Below are 16,063 nucleotides of genomic sequence, written 5' to 3' on the forward strand. Positions count from 1 at the left end.
GGGCCTGATTTCAACATCCAGTTTGACCGTTGTCAACGGGGTCGATGCGGCCGGCGAGCTTGACTCGCAACGGATCGGCGCAGCGCCACGACGATTGACCGCGCCGCGGGCACAGCGGTAACGTCGATCATTAGTGAAATCCTCTTTCCAGCGAGCGAAACGCGGCGGGAGAACCCTGTCATGACCATCGCTGCATGGCCGGCATCCGAGCGGGCCTGGACCCGAACCAAGGCCTCGCTCGGCGGCGGCGTCTCGACAGGGTTGCGCTTCTCGATGAAGCCGCACCCGCTCTTCTTCGCCGGCGGGTCCGGGCCCCGGCTCACCGACCTCGACGGGCACAGCTACCTCGACTACGTGCTGGGCTGGGGCCCGGTCATCCTCGGCCACGGGCACCCCGGGCTCACCGCGGCAGTGGGCAGGCAACTGCCGCACGGCGCCACGTACGGCTCGGGTCACCTGCTCGAGGCCGAGGCGGCGGAGAAGGTGCTCGCCCGCATCCCAGGCACCGAGCGGGTGCTGTGGAGCAACACCGGCTCCGAGGCGACCCAGGTCGCGCTGCGCCTGGCCCGCGGCGTCACCGGCCGGCGCCGGTTCGTCAAGTTCGGCGGCCATTACCACGGCTGGTCCGACGCGATGCTCGTCGGCTACCGGCCCGGCGCCGACGGCGCGCTGGGCCTCGGCAGCCAGGGGCAGAACCCCGCTGTGCTGGCCGACCTGAGCCTGGTCGGCTGGGGTGACCTCGATGCCGTCGCCGCGGTGCTGACCGCACCGGACGCCGACGTCGCGGCGGTGTTCTGCGAGCCGGTGCTGTGCAACTCCGGCGTGTTCGAGCCGCCGCCGGGTTTCCTCGAAGGGCTGCGCGAGTTGTGCGACCGCACCGGCACCGTGCTCGTCTTCGACGAGGTCATCACCGGCTTCCGGATCGGCCCCGGCGGCGCGGTCGCCCGCTACGGCGTACAACCTGACCTGGTCGTGCTGGCCAAGGCGATCGCGGGCGGCTACCCGCTGGCGGCGGTCGCCGGCCGCGCGGACATCATCGACCGGGTGACGAGCGGCATCGTGCACGCCGGCACCTACAACGGCAACCCGGTCGTGCTCGCGGCCGCCGGCGCGACCCTGGACGCGCTCGGCGAGCCGGGCGTCTACGACGACTTCGAGCGGCGCGGCCAGGCGCTGGCCGACGGCATACGGCAGGCGTTCGCCCGGCACGGTGTCACGGCGGCCGTCAACCACGTCGGGCCGGTCGTGCAGTGCCTGCCCGGAGTCGAGGAGGGACGGGCGTTCGCCGACTTCCTCGCCGCGGACCAGGGGTTCTACGATCGGCTCACGGTCGCGATGCTGCGTCGCGGCCTGTTCACGCTTCCCGGCGGTCGCTGGTACCTCTCGACCGCGCACACCGACGACGACATCGCCGGCACGGCGACGATCATCGACCAGGCCCTCGCGGCCACCCTCGCGGAGGGGCCCGGGCCGACGACCGAAATGGGGGCTCCGTGAGGGCGCTCGTATTCCAAGGACCCGGCCGGCTGCACGTCGAAGCACGGCCCGACCCGGTGCCCGGCCCGGGCGAGGTGCTGCTCGACGTGATCGCCACCGGGATCTGCGGCTCAGACCTCCACGGCTACACCGGCCAGAACGGGCGGCGGTTCCCCGGCCAGGTCATGGGCCATGAGACGGTGGCCCGCGTACGCGCGGGCGGCGCACTCGCTCCGGGCACGCTGGTCACCGTCAACCCGGTGCTCGCCTGCGGCGACTGTGCGGCATGCCGTGCCGACAGCCAGCAGCGCTGTCCGCGCCGCCGGGTGATCGGCGTGGATCCGGCGATCTCCTCGGCGTTCGCGGAGCAGATCGCCGTGCCGGGTGACAACGTCGTGCCGTTGGCCGATGACCTGCCGCCGCCGATGGGCGCGCTGGTGGAGCCGCTGTCCGTCGGTTACCACGCGGCTCGCCGTGGCGGCGTCACGGCCGACGCGGCGGTGCTCGTGATCGGCGGCGGACCGATCGGCCAGGCCGCGGCCCTCGCGGCGGAACGCCTCGGCGCCCGGACGCTCGTGTCCGAGCCGGACGCGACCCGATCCGCGTTGCTGCGCACACTCGGCTTTCCGGTGGTCACGCCGGCCGCTCCCGACCTCGGCGACCGCGTCGTGGCCGCGCTCGGTGTCGCCCCGACCGTCGTCGTCGACGCGGTGGGCAACACGCGCAGCCTCGGCCAGGCACTGGAGCTGTCCGACCCGGGCGCCACGGTCGTCCTCGTCGGCATGGACAAGCCGCGCGTCGATCTGGCCGCGTACCAGATAAGCACCGAGGAACGCACGATCGTCGGCAGCTTCTGCTACACGGCGGGCGAGTTCCGTGGCACCGCGGAGTGGCTCGCCGCCGAATCGGGTCGCCTCGCGGCACTGGTCGACGTCGAAGTCGACCTCGAGGCGGCGCCGGACACGTTCGCCGAGTTGGCGGCCGGGCGGATGAACGCGAGCAAGGTCCTCGTCCGGACGGGTGCGTAAGGCGTCTTCGCGAGGCCCCGCGCCGGCTCCCGCATCTCGGCGCGCCGGCGCGCCCAGGCCTCCATCAGCCACGCGGGCCATCGATCGGCCGGGGCCGCGACGTGGTAGTGGCAAGGCTCGAAACCGCTCGGCACGTGCGCCTGCACGCGGATGGGCAGGGTTCCGACAGGGCCGGGTTCCAGCGCCTCGCCAGGCACCGGCGGCAAGCCGTCAAGAGCACGAGCCGCGTTCACCGCGTCGATCAGAACCTGCCGCAGCACCTGGTCGCGGCCATCGGCCCGGCGCAACACGCGAAGGCCGCGGCGCACCATCGGCTGGGTACCGTGTCGTGGCGGCCACTGCCACCACCGCCGCACGGGCACGCCGCCGGCAAGCTCGGCCGCGTCCCGGGCCAGCCGGTCCGCCGCACGACCCGTGGCGCGGCCGAGGGCAGCCTGAACCACGACCGTTGTTACCGCCACACGCGTCGCCGTTTCACCAGCGCGCGGTCGGATCACCAGCCACGGCAGCAACGGCAGCAACGCGCCGCGACCGCGTTCGCTGCTCAGGTCATTCACCTCCCGAGCCAGCCGTGCCACGGTCGCGTCGATACTCTCCGGTTGGTCTGACCACCGACCGCCGGCCAAGGCACTCGCGAACTCCATCACGCACGCACCCCGACCCGGGTGCGCATGCCGCCCGCGTCGCACCGGCACCTCGTAGACCCGCGGCAGCGACCATTCGCCCTTCGACGAGCGGCGCTGCGCATCTCCAACTGCGCGGTCCATACCCCAAGTCTGACGCGCAACAGCCGAACTGCACACCCGGTCGCGACGGGATCAGCTCGAGGCAGGCTCCAATCCGGCCTGAGCCGGCAGCTGCGCGACTCCAGGGCGGTCCCATTCCTGGTCGAGGCCGAGGCCGCGCAGGTCGGCGACCACGCCTTCCTGCTCGGCCTGGTAGAGCCGCCAGATCACCCGCAGGCCCTGGAGGCTGCCTGGACCGTCGGTCAGTGGCGGGGTCCCGTTGTCGAGGCAGTCGACGAAGTGGACGAGTTCGGCTCCGAGGTGCTTCGAGTCGGCCGACACGGTCATCAGCACCTCGGCGTCGGAGGGGTCGGGCGAGAGCCGGCCCGAGAGACCGCCGCGTGGTGCTTCGCCCGGCCACCCTTTGTGCGCGTAGAGAATCCCGCGCGTAAGGTCGGCCTCCAGCATTCCGCCGGAGCAGTGCACGTGGATCCCGTACCCGTGCCGGGTCGCGCGGGCGCCCCACGTGCCGAAGTGGTAGCCGAGCGCGCCGCTCTCGAACTCGATCGTCGCGTTGCTCGTGCCTTCCATCTCCATCCACGGCGTGCCGGCGCGGGTGCCCATGTGGGTGCCGCGCACCGGTCGGCCGAGCATCCACAGGAGCAGGTCGACGTAGTGGCAGCCGTGGCTGAAGAACTGGCCGCCGCCGAGCCGCGCGGCCGACCGGATCCAGTGTCCCTCGGGGTGCTCGGTGTGCTGCTCGGTAAAGATCGAGACCTGAAAGACCTCGCCGTACGCGCGCGCGGCGATCAGCTCGCGGACGCGGGCGACGAGCGGATGGAAACGCATCGGGTACGCGGTCATCAGGGTCGCCCCGGTCTCGGTCGCGGTGTGGATGAGGTCGAGGCACTGCTCCTCGGTCACCGCCATCGGCTTCTCCATGAGCACGTGCTTGCCGGCGCGCAGGCAGGTGACGCCGATCTCGTGGTGGAGGTCGTGCGGCGTGACGACCAGGCAGGCGTCGACGTCGTCGAGCAGCATGCGGTAGTCGGTGACGGCCCTCGCGGCGCCCAGCAGGGCGGCGGCGCGCCGCGCACGCTCGGGAACCACGTCAGCGGTGCCGACGACCTCCACCCGGTCGCCGAGCTCCGCGAAGACCTCCCGGTGAGCGTCTTCCATGTCGCCGCAGCCGATGACGGCGAGCCGGTGAGGTGCCATGCCGGTTCCTCTCAGAAGTACGTGTAGGCGATCTCGGTGAAGGTGCCGTCGGGCTCGACGATCGGGATGCCTGTCCATTTGTCGAACGTGGTGCAGGGGTGGGAGATGCCGAACGCGACGAGGTCACCGACCTCGACCGTGGATCCCGGCGGGAGCCGCAGGTAGGCGTGTTGGTCGTTGACCGCGAACACGGTCGCCGCGAACGGTTCGACGACGGTGCCGCGGCGTCGCCACCGGGGCACCGGCAGGCCGGCGTCGGCCGACGCGTCCCGGCGACCCAGTCCGGCCAGCGCCGTCCCCGGTTCCGGCGTCGAGAGCACCACCGCCCAGACGAGCAGTGCCTCGCGAAGGCGGTATCCGCCGCGAGGCTGGTCGCCGAAGGGCGAAAGCTCCGCGTACGTGCCGGCATCGTGCGTGACGTAGCAACCGCTGCGTAGCACGGTGCGGTAGCCGAGCGGCCCCACCGCCGCCGGCACCAGCGCCACGACCCGGTCGAAGTAGGCGCTGCCGCCGACCGTGACGATCGGGTCCGGCCCCGTCAGCCGTTCGTCGGCGACCGCGCGGGCGATCGTGACCATCCGCCGCAGGAGGTGGTCGACCTGCTCGACCGCGCCGTCCCCGGCGACGATGCCTTCGAACGCGGCGATGCCGGCGAACGTCGCGGGTCCCTTCGCGACGGCGCGAGCCAGGGCGAGCGCCGCGTCGTCGTCGCGCAGGCCGGTGCGGCCACCCGGCATACCCAGCTCGACGAGCACCCGCAGCCGCGGCAACCGGTCGGCGGCGATGCCGTTCTCCAGCGCGGCCAGCGCGGCGGGCGAGTCGGCGTAGCAGTACAGTTCGAGGTCAGGGTGAATCGCGAGCAAATTGTCCACAGTGGTCAGCGAGCCCGCGTCGACGACCTCGTTGGCCAGCAGCAGCCGGCGAAATCCGAAGCCGGCGAGCGTGCGTGCCTGCCAGGCGGTCGCCACGGTCACCGCCCACGCGCCGGCGTCGAGCTGCCGCCGGATGAGTTGCGGCGACATGGTCGTCTTGCCGTGCGGTGCGAGCAGCACACCGTTCTCGGCGCAGTAGCGGGCCATCGTCGCGATGTTGTGGTCGAGCGCTTCGCGCAGCAGGACGGCCCTCGGCAGTGCGACCGTGCCGTCGAAGACGTCGCCCGGCGCGGACGGGTCGTCGGGCAACCCCTTGTGGGAGAAGTCAGCGCGCACGGCGGAGCACCCTTCCTGGTCGGGCGGGGCCGAGCACCCCGTCACGGACGACGATCTGCCCGGCTACGACGGTGAGCGCGACTCCGACCGGCCTCTGCCGCGGCGTCTCGAACGTCGCGTGGTCCGCGATCGTCGCGGGGTCGAACGCGGTCAGGTCGGCGACGCAGCCTGGCCGGATCTCGCCCCGGCCGGCGAGACCGAGGCGGCGTGCGGGGCCGGTCGACATCTTGCGGACGGCATCGGCGAGTCCGAGGACTCCACGGTCGCGGACGTAGCGGCCGAGCACGCGCGGGAACGTGCCGAAGGCCCGCGGATGCGGCTTGTCGGTGGCGGCCGGGTCGAGCGGCAGCGCGTTGCCGTCGGAGCCCACCAGCGCGAGCGGGTGGGCGAGGAACGCCGTCATGTCGGCCTCGGTGCGGTAGTGGAGGACGACCTGGGCGAGGCTGCCGAGCTCGACGCAGAGGTCGAGCAGGACCTCCTCCGCCGGCTGCTCGCGCCGGGCCGCGACGTCGGCCAGCGACAGTCCACACAGGTCGGCGCGTGGGCCGGCCGCGGTGATGACGATCCGGTCCCAGTGCCACGGGATCCCGCCGAAGAAGCCTCGGCGGACGTCGGCGAGAGCGCGTCGCCGCCAGTCGGGGTCGCCGGCCCGCGCGCGCAGCCCGGCACTGCCGCCCTCCTGTACCCACTCCGGCAGGTACTGCACCATCGCCGACGAGGAGGCATCGTAGGGATAGACGTCGAAGGCGACGTCGAGTCCCTCGTCGCGGGCGGCGTCGAAGCGTGCGAGCGCGGCGTCGGCCCGGCCCCACCAGGCCGGGTCGTTCAACGCCAGATGCGAGAACTGCAACCGTCCCCGGGTACGCCGCACGGCGTCGAGCGCCTCGTCGATCGCGTCGATCTCCCGCCCGGCCGCGGCCCGCGCGTGGGTCGCGTACAACGCGCCGTGCCGTGTGCAGACTTCGACGAGTGCGGCGACCTCGTCGGCGTCGCCCAGCGCCGAGGGGGTGTGGGTCAGGCCGGTGGACATCCCGTACGCGCCGGCGCTCAGCGCCGCGTCGAGCAGCGACCGCATCCGGTCGAGGTCGCCGTCGCGCAGCGGGCCGTAGGGCTCGGCCATGGCGGCGATGCGCAGCGCGCTGTGGCCGACCAGCGCCGCGACGTTGACCGATGGCCGCGCGGCGTCGATCGCCGCGGCGTAGCCGTCGAGGTCGGACCAGTCGATCGCGGCCGGCGCGTCGCCGAGGCGGGCGACGTGGTCGACGAGCGCCTCGCGGCGGTCGGGGTGGACGGGGAACGCCGAGTAGCCGCAGTTGCCGACGACCTCGGTGGTCACGCCCTGCAGCGCCTTGCTCTCCCCGGCCGGGTCGTGGATCAGGCTGACGTCGGAGTGGGTGTGGATGTCGACGAAGCCGGGGGTGAGCACGAGCCCGTCGAGCTCGACCGCCTCGCGAGCGGCACCGGGGTCGGCCCCGACGTGGACGATCCGGCCGGCACGAATGCCCACGTCGGCCCGTCGCGGCGGCGAGCCGGATCCATCATGGATGGTCGCGCCGGAAAGAACCAGGTCGAGCGCCAATCGATCGTCCCTCCCCAGGGATGGCGGGAGCCAGCGTCAGCTGAGCACGCTCCCGAGCTGTGCACACACGTCCACCAACCGCTGCCCGACCACCACGACCTTCTCCTCGGTCATCCGGTAGGCCGGCGCGGAGACGCTGATCGCCGCGATCGGCCGGTCGGTGCCGTCGAGGATCGGCGCTGCCACGCATCTGGAGCCGAGCTCGTTCTCCTCGTCGTCGACCGCGTAGCCGGTGTCGCGGCGGGCGATGTCGGCGAGCAGCTTCTCCTTCGAGGTGATGGTCCGGGGCGTGTTGGTCCTGGACCAGTCCACTTCGGCCAGCAGCTCGCTCGCCTCCTTCTCGGGGAGCGCGCCGAGGATCGCCTTGCCCAGCGCCGTCGAGTGCACGTTGTCGCGCAGTGCGATCGTCACCGTGGTGCGCAGGCGCTGGTCACTCTCGATGGCGTCGAGGTAGACGACCTGGCCGTGGCTGACCACTCCGAGGTTAACCGTCTCGCCGAACTCCTCGTGGAGGGCGTGCATGGACGGCCGGGCGAGTCGGACCAGGTCGGTCGAGTTGCGGGCCGCACGGCTGAGGCCGTAAAGGGCCGGGCCGAGCGAGTATTCGCGGCGGGCCTCGTCGCGCACGACGTAGCCGCGCTGGTCGAGCGTCTTCAGGATCCGGTAGGCGGCCGGCTTCGTGACGCCGGTCTGTTGGCAGAGGTGCGCCACGGTGCAGGGGGCGTCGGTCGCCATCGCGTCGAGGATGTCGAGCGCCTTGACAAGGACGCCGACCTCGTCGGTCCGTCGTTCGTTGGCCACTGGTTGGCTCTTCCCTTGGTCCACATACCGGAATTAGATTTCGGCAAGCGTACACGGAAGGGCCGGGTGGGGAAGCCTGCGGATCGGCCCCGGCGACATCCGCAGGTCCGGGTCTTCGACTGATTGACAGCAACCATGTCGCGTTCCTACCGTGGTCCGCATAGCAAAATCGGAGTCCGCATTGCGGACCCGGCCCACTAGGAGACCTAATGTCTGAAGACACAGCAAGGGGTCGGGGGAAGAACATCAACCGGCGCGACCTGTTGCGCCTCAGCGCGCTCGCCGGAGCGGGAGCTGCCTTTGCCCCGGTGTTGAGCGCATGTTCGGTCGACAGCGGCACCGGCTCCGGTTCCGGCTCCGGCGGCGCGAGCCCGAAGGTGATCGGCAACGGCCTGACCGAGAAGAAGGAGCTGGCACCGTTCCAGTTCGGCGGCGCCGCCGGCGAGGTGCCCACGAGCATCCCGAAGCGCATCGCGTGGGCCAACACCTCCGACGCGGAGTTCTTCCTGCAGATCACGCGTTCGATCGAGTCGGCTGCCAAGTCCCGCGGTCTCGAGTTCGTGACCGCGATCGCCAACGACGACTCGGCCAAGAACGTCGAGCAGATCGAGACGTTCCTCCAGCGCGGCATCGGCGCGCTGTGCATCCAGCCGCTGGACGCCAACGCGCAGGCACCGCTGATGAAGCGGGCCATCGAAGCCGGTGCGGCGGTCCTTTCGCTGGTCACCCCGCCCAGCACCTCGCAGGTGGTCGCCGACCAGTACAAGGTCGGCAACGCGCAGGGGCTCGCCGCCGCGAAATACATCACCGAGAAGATGGGCGGCAACGCGAACGTCGTCTACTTCAACACCGACACGATCGAGGTGCTCAAGGCGCGGCACCAGGGCGCGCTCGACGGCATCAAGACCGCCGGCGCCGGCGCGAAGATCGTCAGCGACATCCAGCCGTCCGCCATCACGCAGGACGGCGGCTTCAAGGCGATGAACACCATCCTGCAACAGCACCCGGACGTCAACGTGATCATCGGCGGCGACACCTACTGCCTCGGCGCACTCTCCGCGCTGCAGGCCGCGGGCAAGGTGCGGCCCGACATGTACCTGTCCGGCATCGACGGCGACGAGCAGGCGCTCGCGGAGATCCGCAAAGGCGGCGCCTACAAGGCCAGCTTCGCGTTCGCCTACCCGCTCATGGGCTACGCGTGGGGCCAGTTCGCGGCCGACTGGCTCGAAGGCAAGCCGATCCCGCAGGTCATGCAGTTCAACGCGATCGAGCTCAACTCGGCCGAGACGATCGACAAGTACCAGGCCGACATGAAGGCCGTCGAGGAGACCTGGAAGAACTCGGCCACCTACTTCACGATGCTCGGCTCGATCCGCTACCAGGACCGCGAGCAGTTCATCAACTACGCCGCCTGAGGGGTTCCGTTGACACGCCGTTACCTGGTTCCCGGGGAGCCCAGCCGCCGCACCGGTCTCGCACTACTCTGCGTCGTCCTCGTCGCCTACTTCGGACTGTCGTACGACAACTTCTTCACCGTCTCCAACGGCCTGACGATCCTCATGAACGTCTCGGCCATCGCGATCGCGGCGATCGGCGCGATGTTCCTGGTCGTCTCGGGCAACGTCGACCTCTCGATCGGCGGCCAGTACGCGCTGATCTCGGTGGTCACGGCACAGTTCGCCAAGGACTCGGGCAACGTGTGGCTCGCGGTGTTCGTCGGGCTGCTCACCGGCACGATCCTCGGGTTGGTCAACGGCATCCTCGTCAAGTACATGAAGATCTCGCCGCTCATCGTGACGCTGGGCACGATGGCGGTCTTCAAAGGGCTGGCCTATCTGGTCAGCAGCGGCAAGTCCGTGTTCGGCTTCTCGGACGCGTTCATCTTCCTGGGCCGCGCGCGGATCAACACCGTGCCGCTGCCGGTCATCATCGCCGCGGTGCTGTTCCTGATCGGCGGCTTCTGGCTGCTGCGCTCCGCGACGGGGTTGCGGTTGTTCGCGATCGGGGGCAACCAGCAGGCGGCCCGGCTGACCGGCGTCGACGTGGACTGGCTGGTCGTCAAGCTCTACGTGCTCAACGGGCTGCTGATGGGCGTGGTGGCCCTGCTGACCACCGCGCGCCTCGGCAGCGGCACGCCGCAGATCGGCACCTCGTTCGAGCTCGACGTGCTCACCGCCGTCATTCTCGGCGGAGTCGGCTTCGCCGGCGGCAGCGGCCATCCCGCCGGGGTGTTCGTCGGGGTGGCGACCATCGGCATCCTCAGCTCCGGTCTGATCTTCGCGGGGCTCGAGGACTGGTGGCAGCAGATCAGCAAGGGCCTCGTTCTGCTGCTGGCGCTCGGCGCCGACCAGATCGCGGAACACCGGCGGGCCCGGTCGGTGCGCAGGGACGCACCGGCGGAGGCCGCCGACCCGACGCCGGTGGCGGCATCACCACCGGTGTCGGGCACCGCCGCGGACGAATACGGGCTCGGCGACGAGGCCCGGCGTACCCCCGGCGAAGTGGTCCTGAGAGCCAACGGGTTGGCACGCCGTTTCGGGTCGGTGTTCGCACTGCGCAACGGCACGTTCGACGTCCGCGCCGGGCAGGTGGTGTGCATCGTCGGCGACAACGGCGCCGGCAAGTCGACGCTCATCAAGCTCATCTCCGGGGTGCACCGGCCCGACGCCGGCACCATCGCGCTGGACGGCGAGCCGGTCGAGTTCGGCGGGCCGATCGACGCGCGCCGCGCCGGGATCGAGACCGTCCACCAGGACCTCGCGGTCTGTCCCAACCTCGGGGTGGCGCACAACCTGATCCTCGGTGACGAGCCGCGCCGCCGGATGTTCGGCGTCATCCCCGTACGCGACGACGCGGCCGCCATCGCCCGCACCCAGGCCCGTCTCGCGTCGCTGGGCATCACGCTGACCGACATGAACCGGTCGGTCGGTCGGCTCTCCGGTGGGCAGCGGCAGTCGGTGTCGATCGCCCGCGCCATGAAGGAAGGCGTGAAGCTCGTCATCCTCGACGAGCCGACCGCGGCGCTGGGCGTCACGCAGACCCGCAACGTGCTGCGGATCGCCCGGCAGGCGGCCGACAACGGTGCCGGCGTGATCCTGATCAGCCACGACATCCGCACCGTCTTCGCGATCGCCGACCGGGTCGTGGTGCTGCGGCTGGGCGAGGTCGTCTACGACGACGAGATCACGAACGTGACACACACCCGGCTGCTGCACCTGATGGCCGGCCTGGAGGACGTCCACGGCCCGTCGGGCCCGGCCGGCGACGAGGCGGCCCTGGACGCCGCCGTGGTGAAGGGAAACTGATGGGGCTCGACGACTTCGACCTCACCGGCAAGCGGGTGCTGGTCACCGGCGGCGGCGATGGTCTGGGCCGGCAGATGACCGAGGCGTTCGTCGACGCCGGTGCGACCGTGGTCATCTGCGGCCGGCGGCTCGCGCCGCTGGAGGCGACGGCCGCCGCCCTTCCCCGCGTGATCCCGATCCAGGCGGACGTGACCGTCCTGTCCGATGTGGACCGCCTGGTGGCCGAGGCCGGCGCGATCGACGTTCTGGTCAACAACGCCGGCCTCGCACACCGCGCGTCCTGGCCCGAGGTCAGCTCCGAGGACTGGCGCTTCATCATGACGCTCAACGTCGAGTCACCGTTCTGGCTCTTCCAGCGGCTGGTCCCGGGGATGATCGAGCGCGGCTGGGGCCGCGTCGTCAACGTCGCGTCGGTCTACGGCCTCGTCGGCGGCGACTCCTCCCGCTACCCCGGGATCGACCTCGACATCGCGTCGTACTTCGCGAGCAAGCACGGCATCATCGGGCTCACGAAGTTCCTCGCGGCGCAGGTCGCACCGACCGGCGTGACGGTCAACGCGCTGTGCCCGGGCATGTTCCCGAGCCCGGCCAACGACGATGCGCTCCAGCCCGAGGTCGTCGCCGCGCTCGAGGCCGGCACCCCGATGCGCCGCCTGGGAACCGACCGCGAGCTGCGCTCGGCCGTGCTGTTCCTCGCCGCGCCGGCGTCGTCGTTCGTGACCGGCCACAGCCTCGTGGTCGACGGCGGTTGGACCGTGTGGTGAGCGGCGTCCCGTGACCCGGCCCGCTGCCGCTACCCGTCCCCCGCTTCAGCTTAGGAGCCACCCGATGAAGTTCGACGTCTCCCGCCAACGGATAGAGGCCGCGTCCGCGTTCGTCGCGGGCGGCGTCAACAGCGCCTTCCGCTCGGGCATCCGCCCACACCCGCTCGTCTTCGCCGAGGCCGACGGCGCGATCCTCACCGACGTCGACGGCAACCGCCTGGTCGACTACTTCCTCGGCATGGGGCCGATGCTCCTGGGCCACCGTCCGGCGCCGATCGTCGAAGCCGTCCGCGCCCAGCTCGACCGCAGCATCCTGGTCGCCGGCCAGACCGACCTCGAGTACGCGGCGGCCCGCCTGCTGACCGAGCTGATCCCGTCGGCGGAGCTGGTGCGGTTCGCCGGCTCGGGGAGCGAGTCGGTGCAGGCGGCGCTGCGGGTGGCCCGCGCGGCCACGGGCCGGTCGACGGTGGTGAAGTTCGAGGGCCACTACCACGGTTGGTTCGACAACGTGCTGTGGAGCGTCGCGCCCGCGCTCGAGGACGCGGGACCGGCCGAGGAGCCGGTCCCGGTGCCCGGATCGCTCGGCCAGCAGCCCGCGGTCGACCTCGCGGTGCTGCCGTGGAACGACGCCGACCGGGTCCGGCAACGCCTGGAACGCGGAGACGTCGCCGCGGTGATCATGGAGCCGGTCATGTTCAACAACGCCGGCATCCTGCCGCTGCCCGGCTATCTCGAAGCGGTGCGCGAGGCGTGCGACGCGACCGGCACCTTGCTGATCTTCGACGAGGTGATCACCGGCTTCCGGATCGGTCCCGGCGGGGCGCAGGAGGCCCTGGGCGTGACACCCGACCTCACCGTGCTCGGGAAGGCGCTCGCCAACGGCTTCCCGGTCGCGGCCGTCGTGGGCAAGCGGTCCTATATGGGACTCCTCGCCGAGCGGGTCGTGCAGGGCGGCACCTACAACACCCAGTCGCTGGCGATGGCGGCAACGCTCGCCACGTTGACCGAGATCGCCAGCGGACGGCCGTACGCGACGATCGGCCCGATCGGCACGCGGCTGATGGAGGGACTGCGGAAGGAGTTCGCCGACGCGGGTGTCGAGGCGCAGATCGTCGGCTATCCGGCGGTGTTCCAGGTGCGCTTCGGCAGCGTGCGGCCGCGCGACTACCGCGAAGCGCAGCGGGCCGACCGCGCCGCCTGCGTCGACTTCGCCGCCGACCTGCTCCACCACGGCGTTCGCGTCCTACCGCGGGGCACCTGGTTCGTGTCGACCAGCCACGGTGACCACGTCGACGCGACGCTCTCGGCCGTCCACGAGGTTCTGAGGGGATCGCAGTGAAAATCGTCGACATCCGCGCCACCCCGGTCACCGTCCCGTTGAAGCGGCCCCTGCGCTGGTCGTTCGGGGTCGAGGTGTCGACCACGCGCGTCGTCGTCGAGCTGATCACCGACGAGGGCCTGGTCGGCGTCGGCGAGACCCGCGGCGGCGACGAGGTGGTCCGGGCCCTGGAGCTGCACCGTGGCCTCTACATCGGACTCGACCCGCTGGAGGTCGGCCGGATCACCCGCCGGTTCTCCGTGTTCCGGATGACCAGCGAGCAACTCGCGCTCGTCGGCGCGGCCAAGCTCGCCGGCGCGGCGTTGGAGATGGCGTGCTGGGACCTGACCGGCAAGGCGCTCGGGAAGCGCTGTGGCGACCTGTGGGGCGGCATCGAGAACGAGCGCGTCGAGTTCGCGGCGTATGTCTTCTACCGGTACGCGTCGCCGACCGACATCGGCCGCGGCGAGCTGGCCGAAGACGCGGCCGACCACGCCGAAGAGCTCTTCGAGGCGCACGGCTTCCGCGACATCAAGTTCAAGAACGGCGTGCTGGAACCCGCACAGGAGATCCGCTCCGTCCGGCTGATGCGCGAACGGCTCGGCGACCGGCTCCGCAACCTGCGCGTCGACCCCAACGCGGTGTGGTCGGTGGAGACCAGCGTCCGGGTACTCAACGAGATCAACGACTTCGGGCTCGAGTTCTGCGAGGACCCGACGTGGGGCATCGAGGGGATGTCGCTGGTCCGCGAGCGCACGCCCGTGCCGCTGGCGACCAACATGTGCTGCGTCACCTTCGAGCAGATCCCGTTGGCCGTGCGGGCCCGCGCGGTCGACGTGATCCTCGGCGACATCCACTTCTGGGGCGGCCCGAGCGCCGTGCTCCAGCTCGCCAAGGTCTGCGAGACCTTCAACCTGGGCCTGAGCATCCACAGCGACCGCGAGCTCGGCATCTCCACGGCGGCCGTGCTCCACCTGGCCGGCGCGGAGACGATGGTCAGCCACGCGATCGACTCGCACCTGCCCGAGCAGGCCGACGACATCATCACCACACCGTTCGAGTTCCGCGAAGGGCGGCTCCAGGTGCCGACCGGACCCGGTCTCGGGGTCGAGATCGACCAGGACAAGCTGCGCTTCTACGCCGCGTACCACCGCAAGGTCGGCGAGGGCAGCGAGTTCGCCGACGCCGCGCAGACCTCGTTCCGCGCGAAGTTCCCGAGGTTCTGATGCGCCTGTCGGGGCGGGTCGCCCTGGTCACGGGCGCCACCGGCGGGATCGGGCCGCGGCTCGCCGCCCGGCTCGCCGCGGAGGGCGCCGCCGTCGCCGTCCACCACCGGCCCGACGACGCGCCGCAGGCCGCCGCGGTCGCCGACGAGATCACGGCGACCGGCGGCACCGCGATCACCGTCGCCGCCGACGTCGCGGACCCCACCGCGGTCGCCGCGTGTGTGGCCGAGGTCCGCACGCGCCTCGGCCCGATCTCGTCCCTGGTCTGCAACGCGGCGACCTCGGTGGCCGCGCGGCGCGAATGGCGCACCCTGACCGCCGCGCAGTGGTCGGAAACGCTGGCCGTCAACGTCACCGGCACGTTCCTCTGCGTCCAGGCCGCGTACGACGACCTGGTCGCGACCGGTCACGGCGCCGTCGTGGTCATGTCGTCGGTCACGCCCTTGCTGGGCCGGACGGGCAACCTCGCCTACGTCACGTCGAAGGCGGCCCTGATCGGCATGACCCGGTCGCTGGCCCGCGAGGTCGGTCCCGACGGCGTACGCGTCAACGCGATCGCCCCCGGCGCGATCCGCACGCCGGCCGAGGCGGTGTACGGCGACCCGGCCGACCTCGAAGCGCAACTGGCGGACGTCCAGTCGCTGCGCCGGCGCGGCGAGCCCGACGACGTGGCCGCGGCGACCGCCTTCCTGCTCAGCGACGACGCCGCATTCGTCACCGGCCAGTTGCTGGTGGTCGACGGCGGCTGGGTGATGCCATGACGCGGCGGGTCGCGGTGGCGAGCATCATCCAGGAGACCAACACGTTCTCCCCGCAGCCGTCCACCATGGACGACTTCATTTCGCAGGGCCTCTGGGTCGGCGCGGCGGCGGCCGCGCACAGCGAGGGCACCAACACCGAGATCGCCGGCGCCCTCGCCCGGCTCGCGCAGGATGGCGTCGAGGGTGTGCCCATCGTGCGCGCGTGGGCGATGTCCGGTGGCGTGCTCGAGGAGGCCGCGCTCCGGCAGCTGCGCGCGTTGCTGGTCGACAACCTCGTCGCCGCCGGCCCCGTCGACGCGCTCGTGCTCTGCCTGCACGGCGCGCTCACCGCCGCCGGCGAGTTCGACGCCGACGCGCACCTCGCCGAGGCGGCCCGCGCCGCGCTGCCGCCCGGCGCGCCGATCGTGGTCACGCACGACCTGCACGCCAACGTCACCGCGCGCGTCGTGGCCGCCGCGGACGCCCTGATCGGGTTCCACACCTACCCTCACGTCGACCAGGGCGACACCGGCCGGCGCGGCGCGGAACTCGCCCTGCGCCTGCTGCGGGACGCCGATCGGCGCATCGGGACCGTGCTCGCGAAGCGGCCCATGCTCGTGCCGCGGCCGACCTCGATCCGGCCGCAGCCGGCGACGCCCGGCCAGGTGCCGCGCC

14 protein-coding genes are annotated in these 16,063 nt (G+C 71.6%); 10 read left to right on the forward strand and 4 right to left on the reverse strand.

Annotation, left to right across the window (positions count from 1 at the left end; genetic code table 11):
- Positions 1 to 180: 180 nt before the first annotated feature.
- The 3 genes from AB0H87_RS06595 (at position 181) to AB0H87_RS06605 (ending at position 3,112) form a co-directional block, all read left to right on the forward strand.
- Complete coding sequence (locus tag AB0H87_RS06595) at positions 181 to 1,497, forward strand: aspartate aminotransferase family protein (protein ID WP_360140702.1); 1,317 nt, start codon at positions 181 to 183, stop codon at positions 1,495 to 1,497.
- Positions 1,494 to 2,504 carry an alcohol dehydrogenase catalytic domain-containing protein gene (locus AB0H87_RS06600; RefSeq protein ID WP_360140705.1) on the forward strand — a complete coding sequence of 337 codons (1,011 nt, stop codon included), beginning with the start codon at positions 1,494 to 1,496 and terminating at the stop codon, positions 2,502 to 2,504. The genes AB0H87_RS06595 and AB0H87_RS06600 overlap by 4 nt, the downstream gene beginning before the upstream one ends.
- A 134-nt stretch (positions 2,505 to 2,638) precedes the next feature.
- Entirely contained in the window at positions 2,639 to 3,112 is a 474-nt protein-coding gene (locus AB0H87_RS06605; protein ID WP_360140708.1) for a hypothetical protein, read from the forward strand.
- A gap of 210 nt (positions 3,113 to 3,322) precedes the next feature.
- On the opposite strand, the gene AB0H87_RS06610 is transcribed toward AB0H87_RS06605, so the two are convergent.
- From AB0H87_RS06610 to AB0H87_RS06625, 4 genes are all read right to left on the reverse strand, one after another.
- Positions 3,323 to 4,447 carry a Gfo/Idh/MocA family oxidoreductase gene (locus tag AB0H87_RS06610; protein ID WP_360140711.1) on the reverse strand — a complete coding sequence of 375 codons (1,125 nt, stop codon included), beginning with the start codon at positions 4,445 to 4,447 and terminating at the stop codon, positions 3,323 to 3,325.
- Between the two features lie 11 nt (positions 4,448 to 4,458).
- The gene (locus AB0H87_RS06615; RefSeq protein ID WP_360140714.1) at positions 4,459 to 5,655 is read right to left on the reverse strand and encodes an alanine racemase; all 1,197 of its coding nucleotides are present in this window, start codon (positions 5,653 to 5,655) and stop codon (positions 4,459 to 4,461) included.
- Complete coding sequence (locus AB0H87_RS06620) at positions 5,645 to 7,162, reverse strand: amidohydrolase family protein (RefSeq protein ID WP_360140717.1); 1,518 nt, start codon at positions 7,160 to 7,162, stop codon at positions 5,645 to 5,647. Before AB0H87_RS06620 ends, AB0H87_RS06615 begins: the two co-directional genes overlap by 11 nt.
- Before the next feature lie 108 nt (positions 7,163 to 7,270).
- Entirely contained in the window at positions 7,271 to 8,035 is a 765-nt protein-coding gene (locus AB0H87_RS06625) for an IclR family transcriptional regulator (protein ID WP_360140720.1), read from the reverse strand.
- 308 nt (positions 8,036 to 8,343) lie between these two features.
- Between AB0H87_RS06625 and AB0H87_RS06630 the strand changes: the two genes are divergently transcribed.
- From AB0H87_RS06630 to AB0H87_RS06660, 7 genes are all read left to right on the forward strand, one after another.
- Positions 8,344 to 9,450: a sugar ABC transporter substrate-binding protein gene (locus AB0H87_RS06630; RefSeq protein WP_360140723.1), complete on the forward strand. Its 1,107-nt coding sequence runs from the start codon at positions 8,344 to 8,346 to the stop codon at positions 9,448 to 9,450.
- A 9-nt stretch (positions 9,451 to 9,459) separates the two neighbouring features.
- Complete coding sequence (locus AB0H87_RS06635) at positions 9,460 to 11,340, forward strand: ATP-binding cassette domain-containing protein (RefSeq protein ID WP_360140726.1); 1,881 nt, start codon at positions 9,460 to 9,462, stop codon at positions 11,338 to 11,340.
- Positions 11,340 to 12,104 (forward strand): SDR family NAD(P)-dependent oxidoreductase, encoded by a 765-nt coding sequence (locus tag AB0H87_RS06640; RefSeq protein ID WP_360140729.1) that lies wholly within the window; start codon positions 11,340 to 11,342, stop codon positions 12,102 to 12,104. Before AB0H87_RS06635 ends, AB0H87_RS06640 begins: the two co-directional genes overlap by 1 nt.
- A 64-nt stretch (positions 12,105 to 12,168) precedes the next feature.
- Entirely contained in the window at positions 12,169 to 13,443 is a 1,275-nt protein-coding gene (locus tag AB0H87_RS06645; protein ID WP_360140732.1) for an aspartate aminotransferase family protein, read from the forward strand.
- On the forward strand, positions 13,440 to 14,648 hold the full coding sequence (locus AB0H87_RS06650) for an enolase C-terminal domain-like protein (RefSeq protein ID WP_360140735.1): 1,209 nt from the start codon (positions 13,440 to 13,442) through the stop codon (positions 14,646 to 14,648). The genes AB0H87_RS06645 and AB0H87_RS06650 overlap by 4 nt, the downstream gene beginning before the upstream one ends.
- Entirely contained in the window at positions 14,648 to 15,409 is a 762-nt protein-coding gene (locus AB0H87_RS06655) for an SDR family oxidoreductase (RefSeq protein ID WP_360140738.1), read from the forward strand. Before AB0H87_RS06650 ends, AB0H87_RS06655 begins: the two co-directional genes overlap by 1 nt.
- The coding region (locus tag AB0H87_RS06660) for a M81 family metallopeptidase (RefSeq protein WP_360140740.1) at positions 15,406 to 16,063 on the forward strand (658 nt) is incomplete at its 3' end. The genes AB0H87_RS06655 and AB0H87_RS06660, both read left to right, overlap by 4 nt.

Source organism: Asanoa sp. NPDC050611, from assembly GCF_040654855.1.
Taxonomy (GTDB): Bacteria; Actinomycetota; Actinomycetes; order Mycobacteriales; family Micromonosporaceae; genus Asanoa.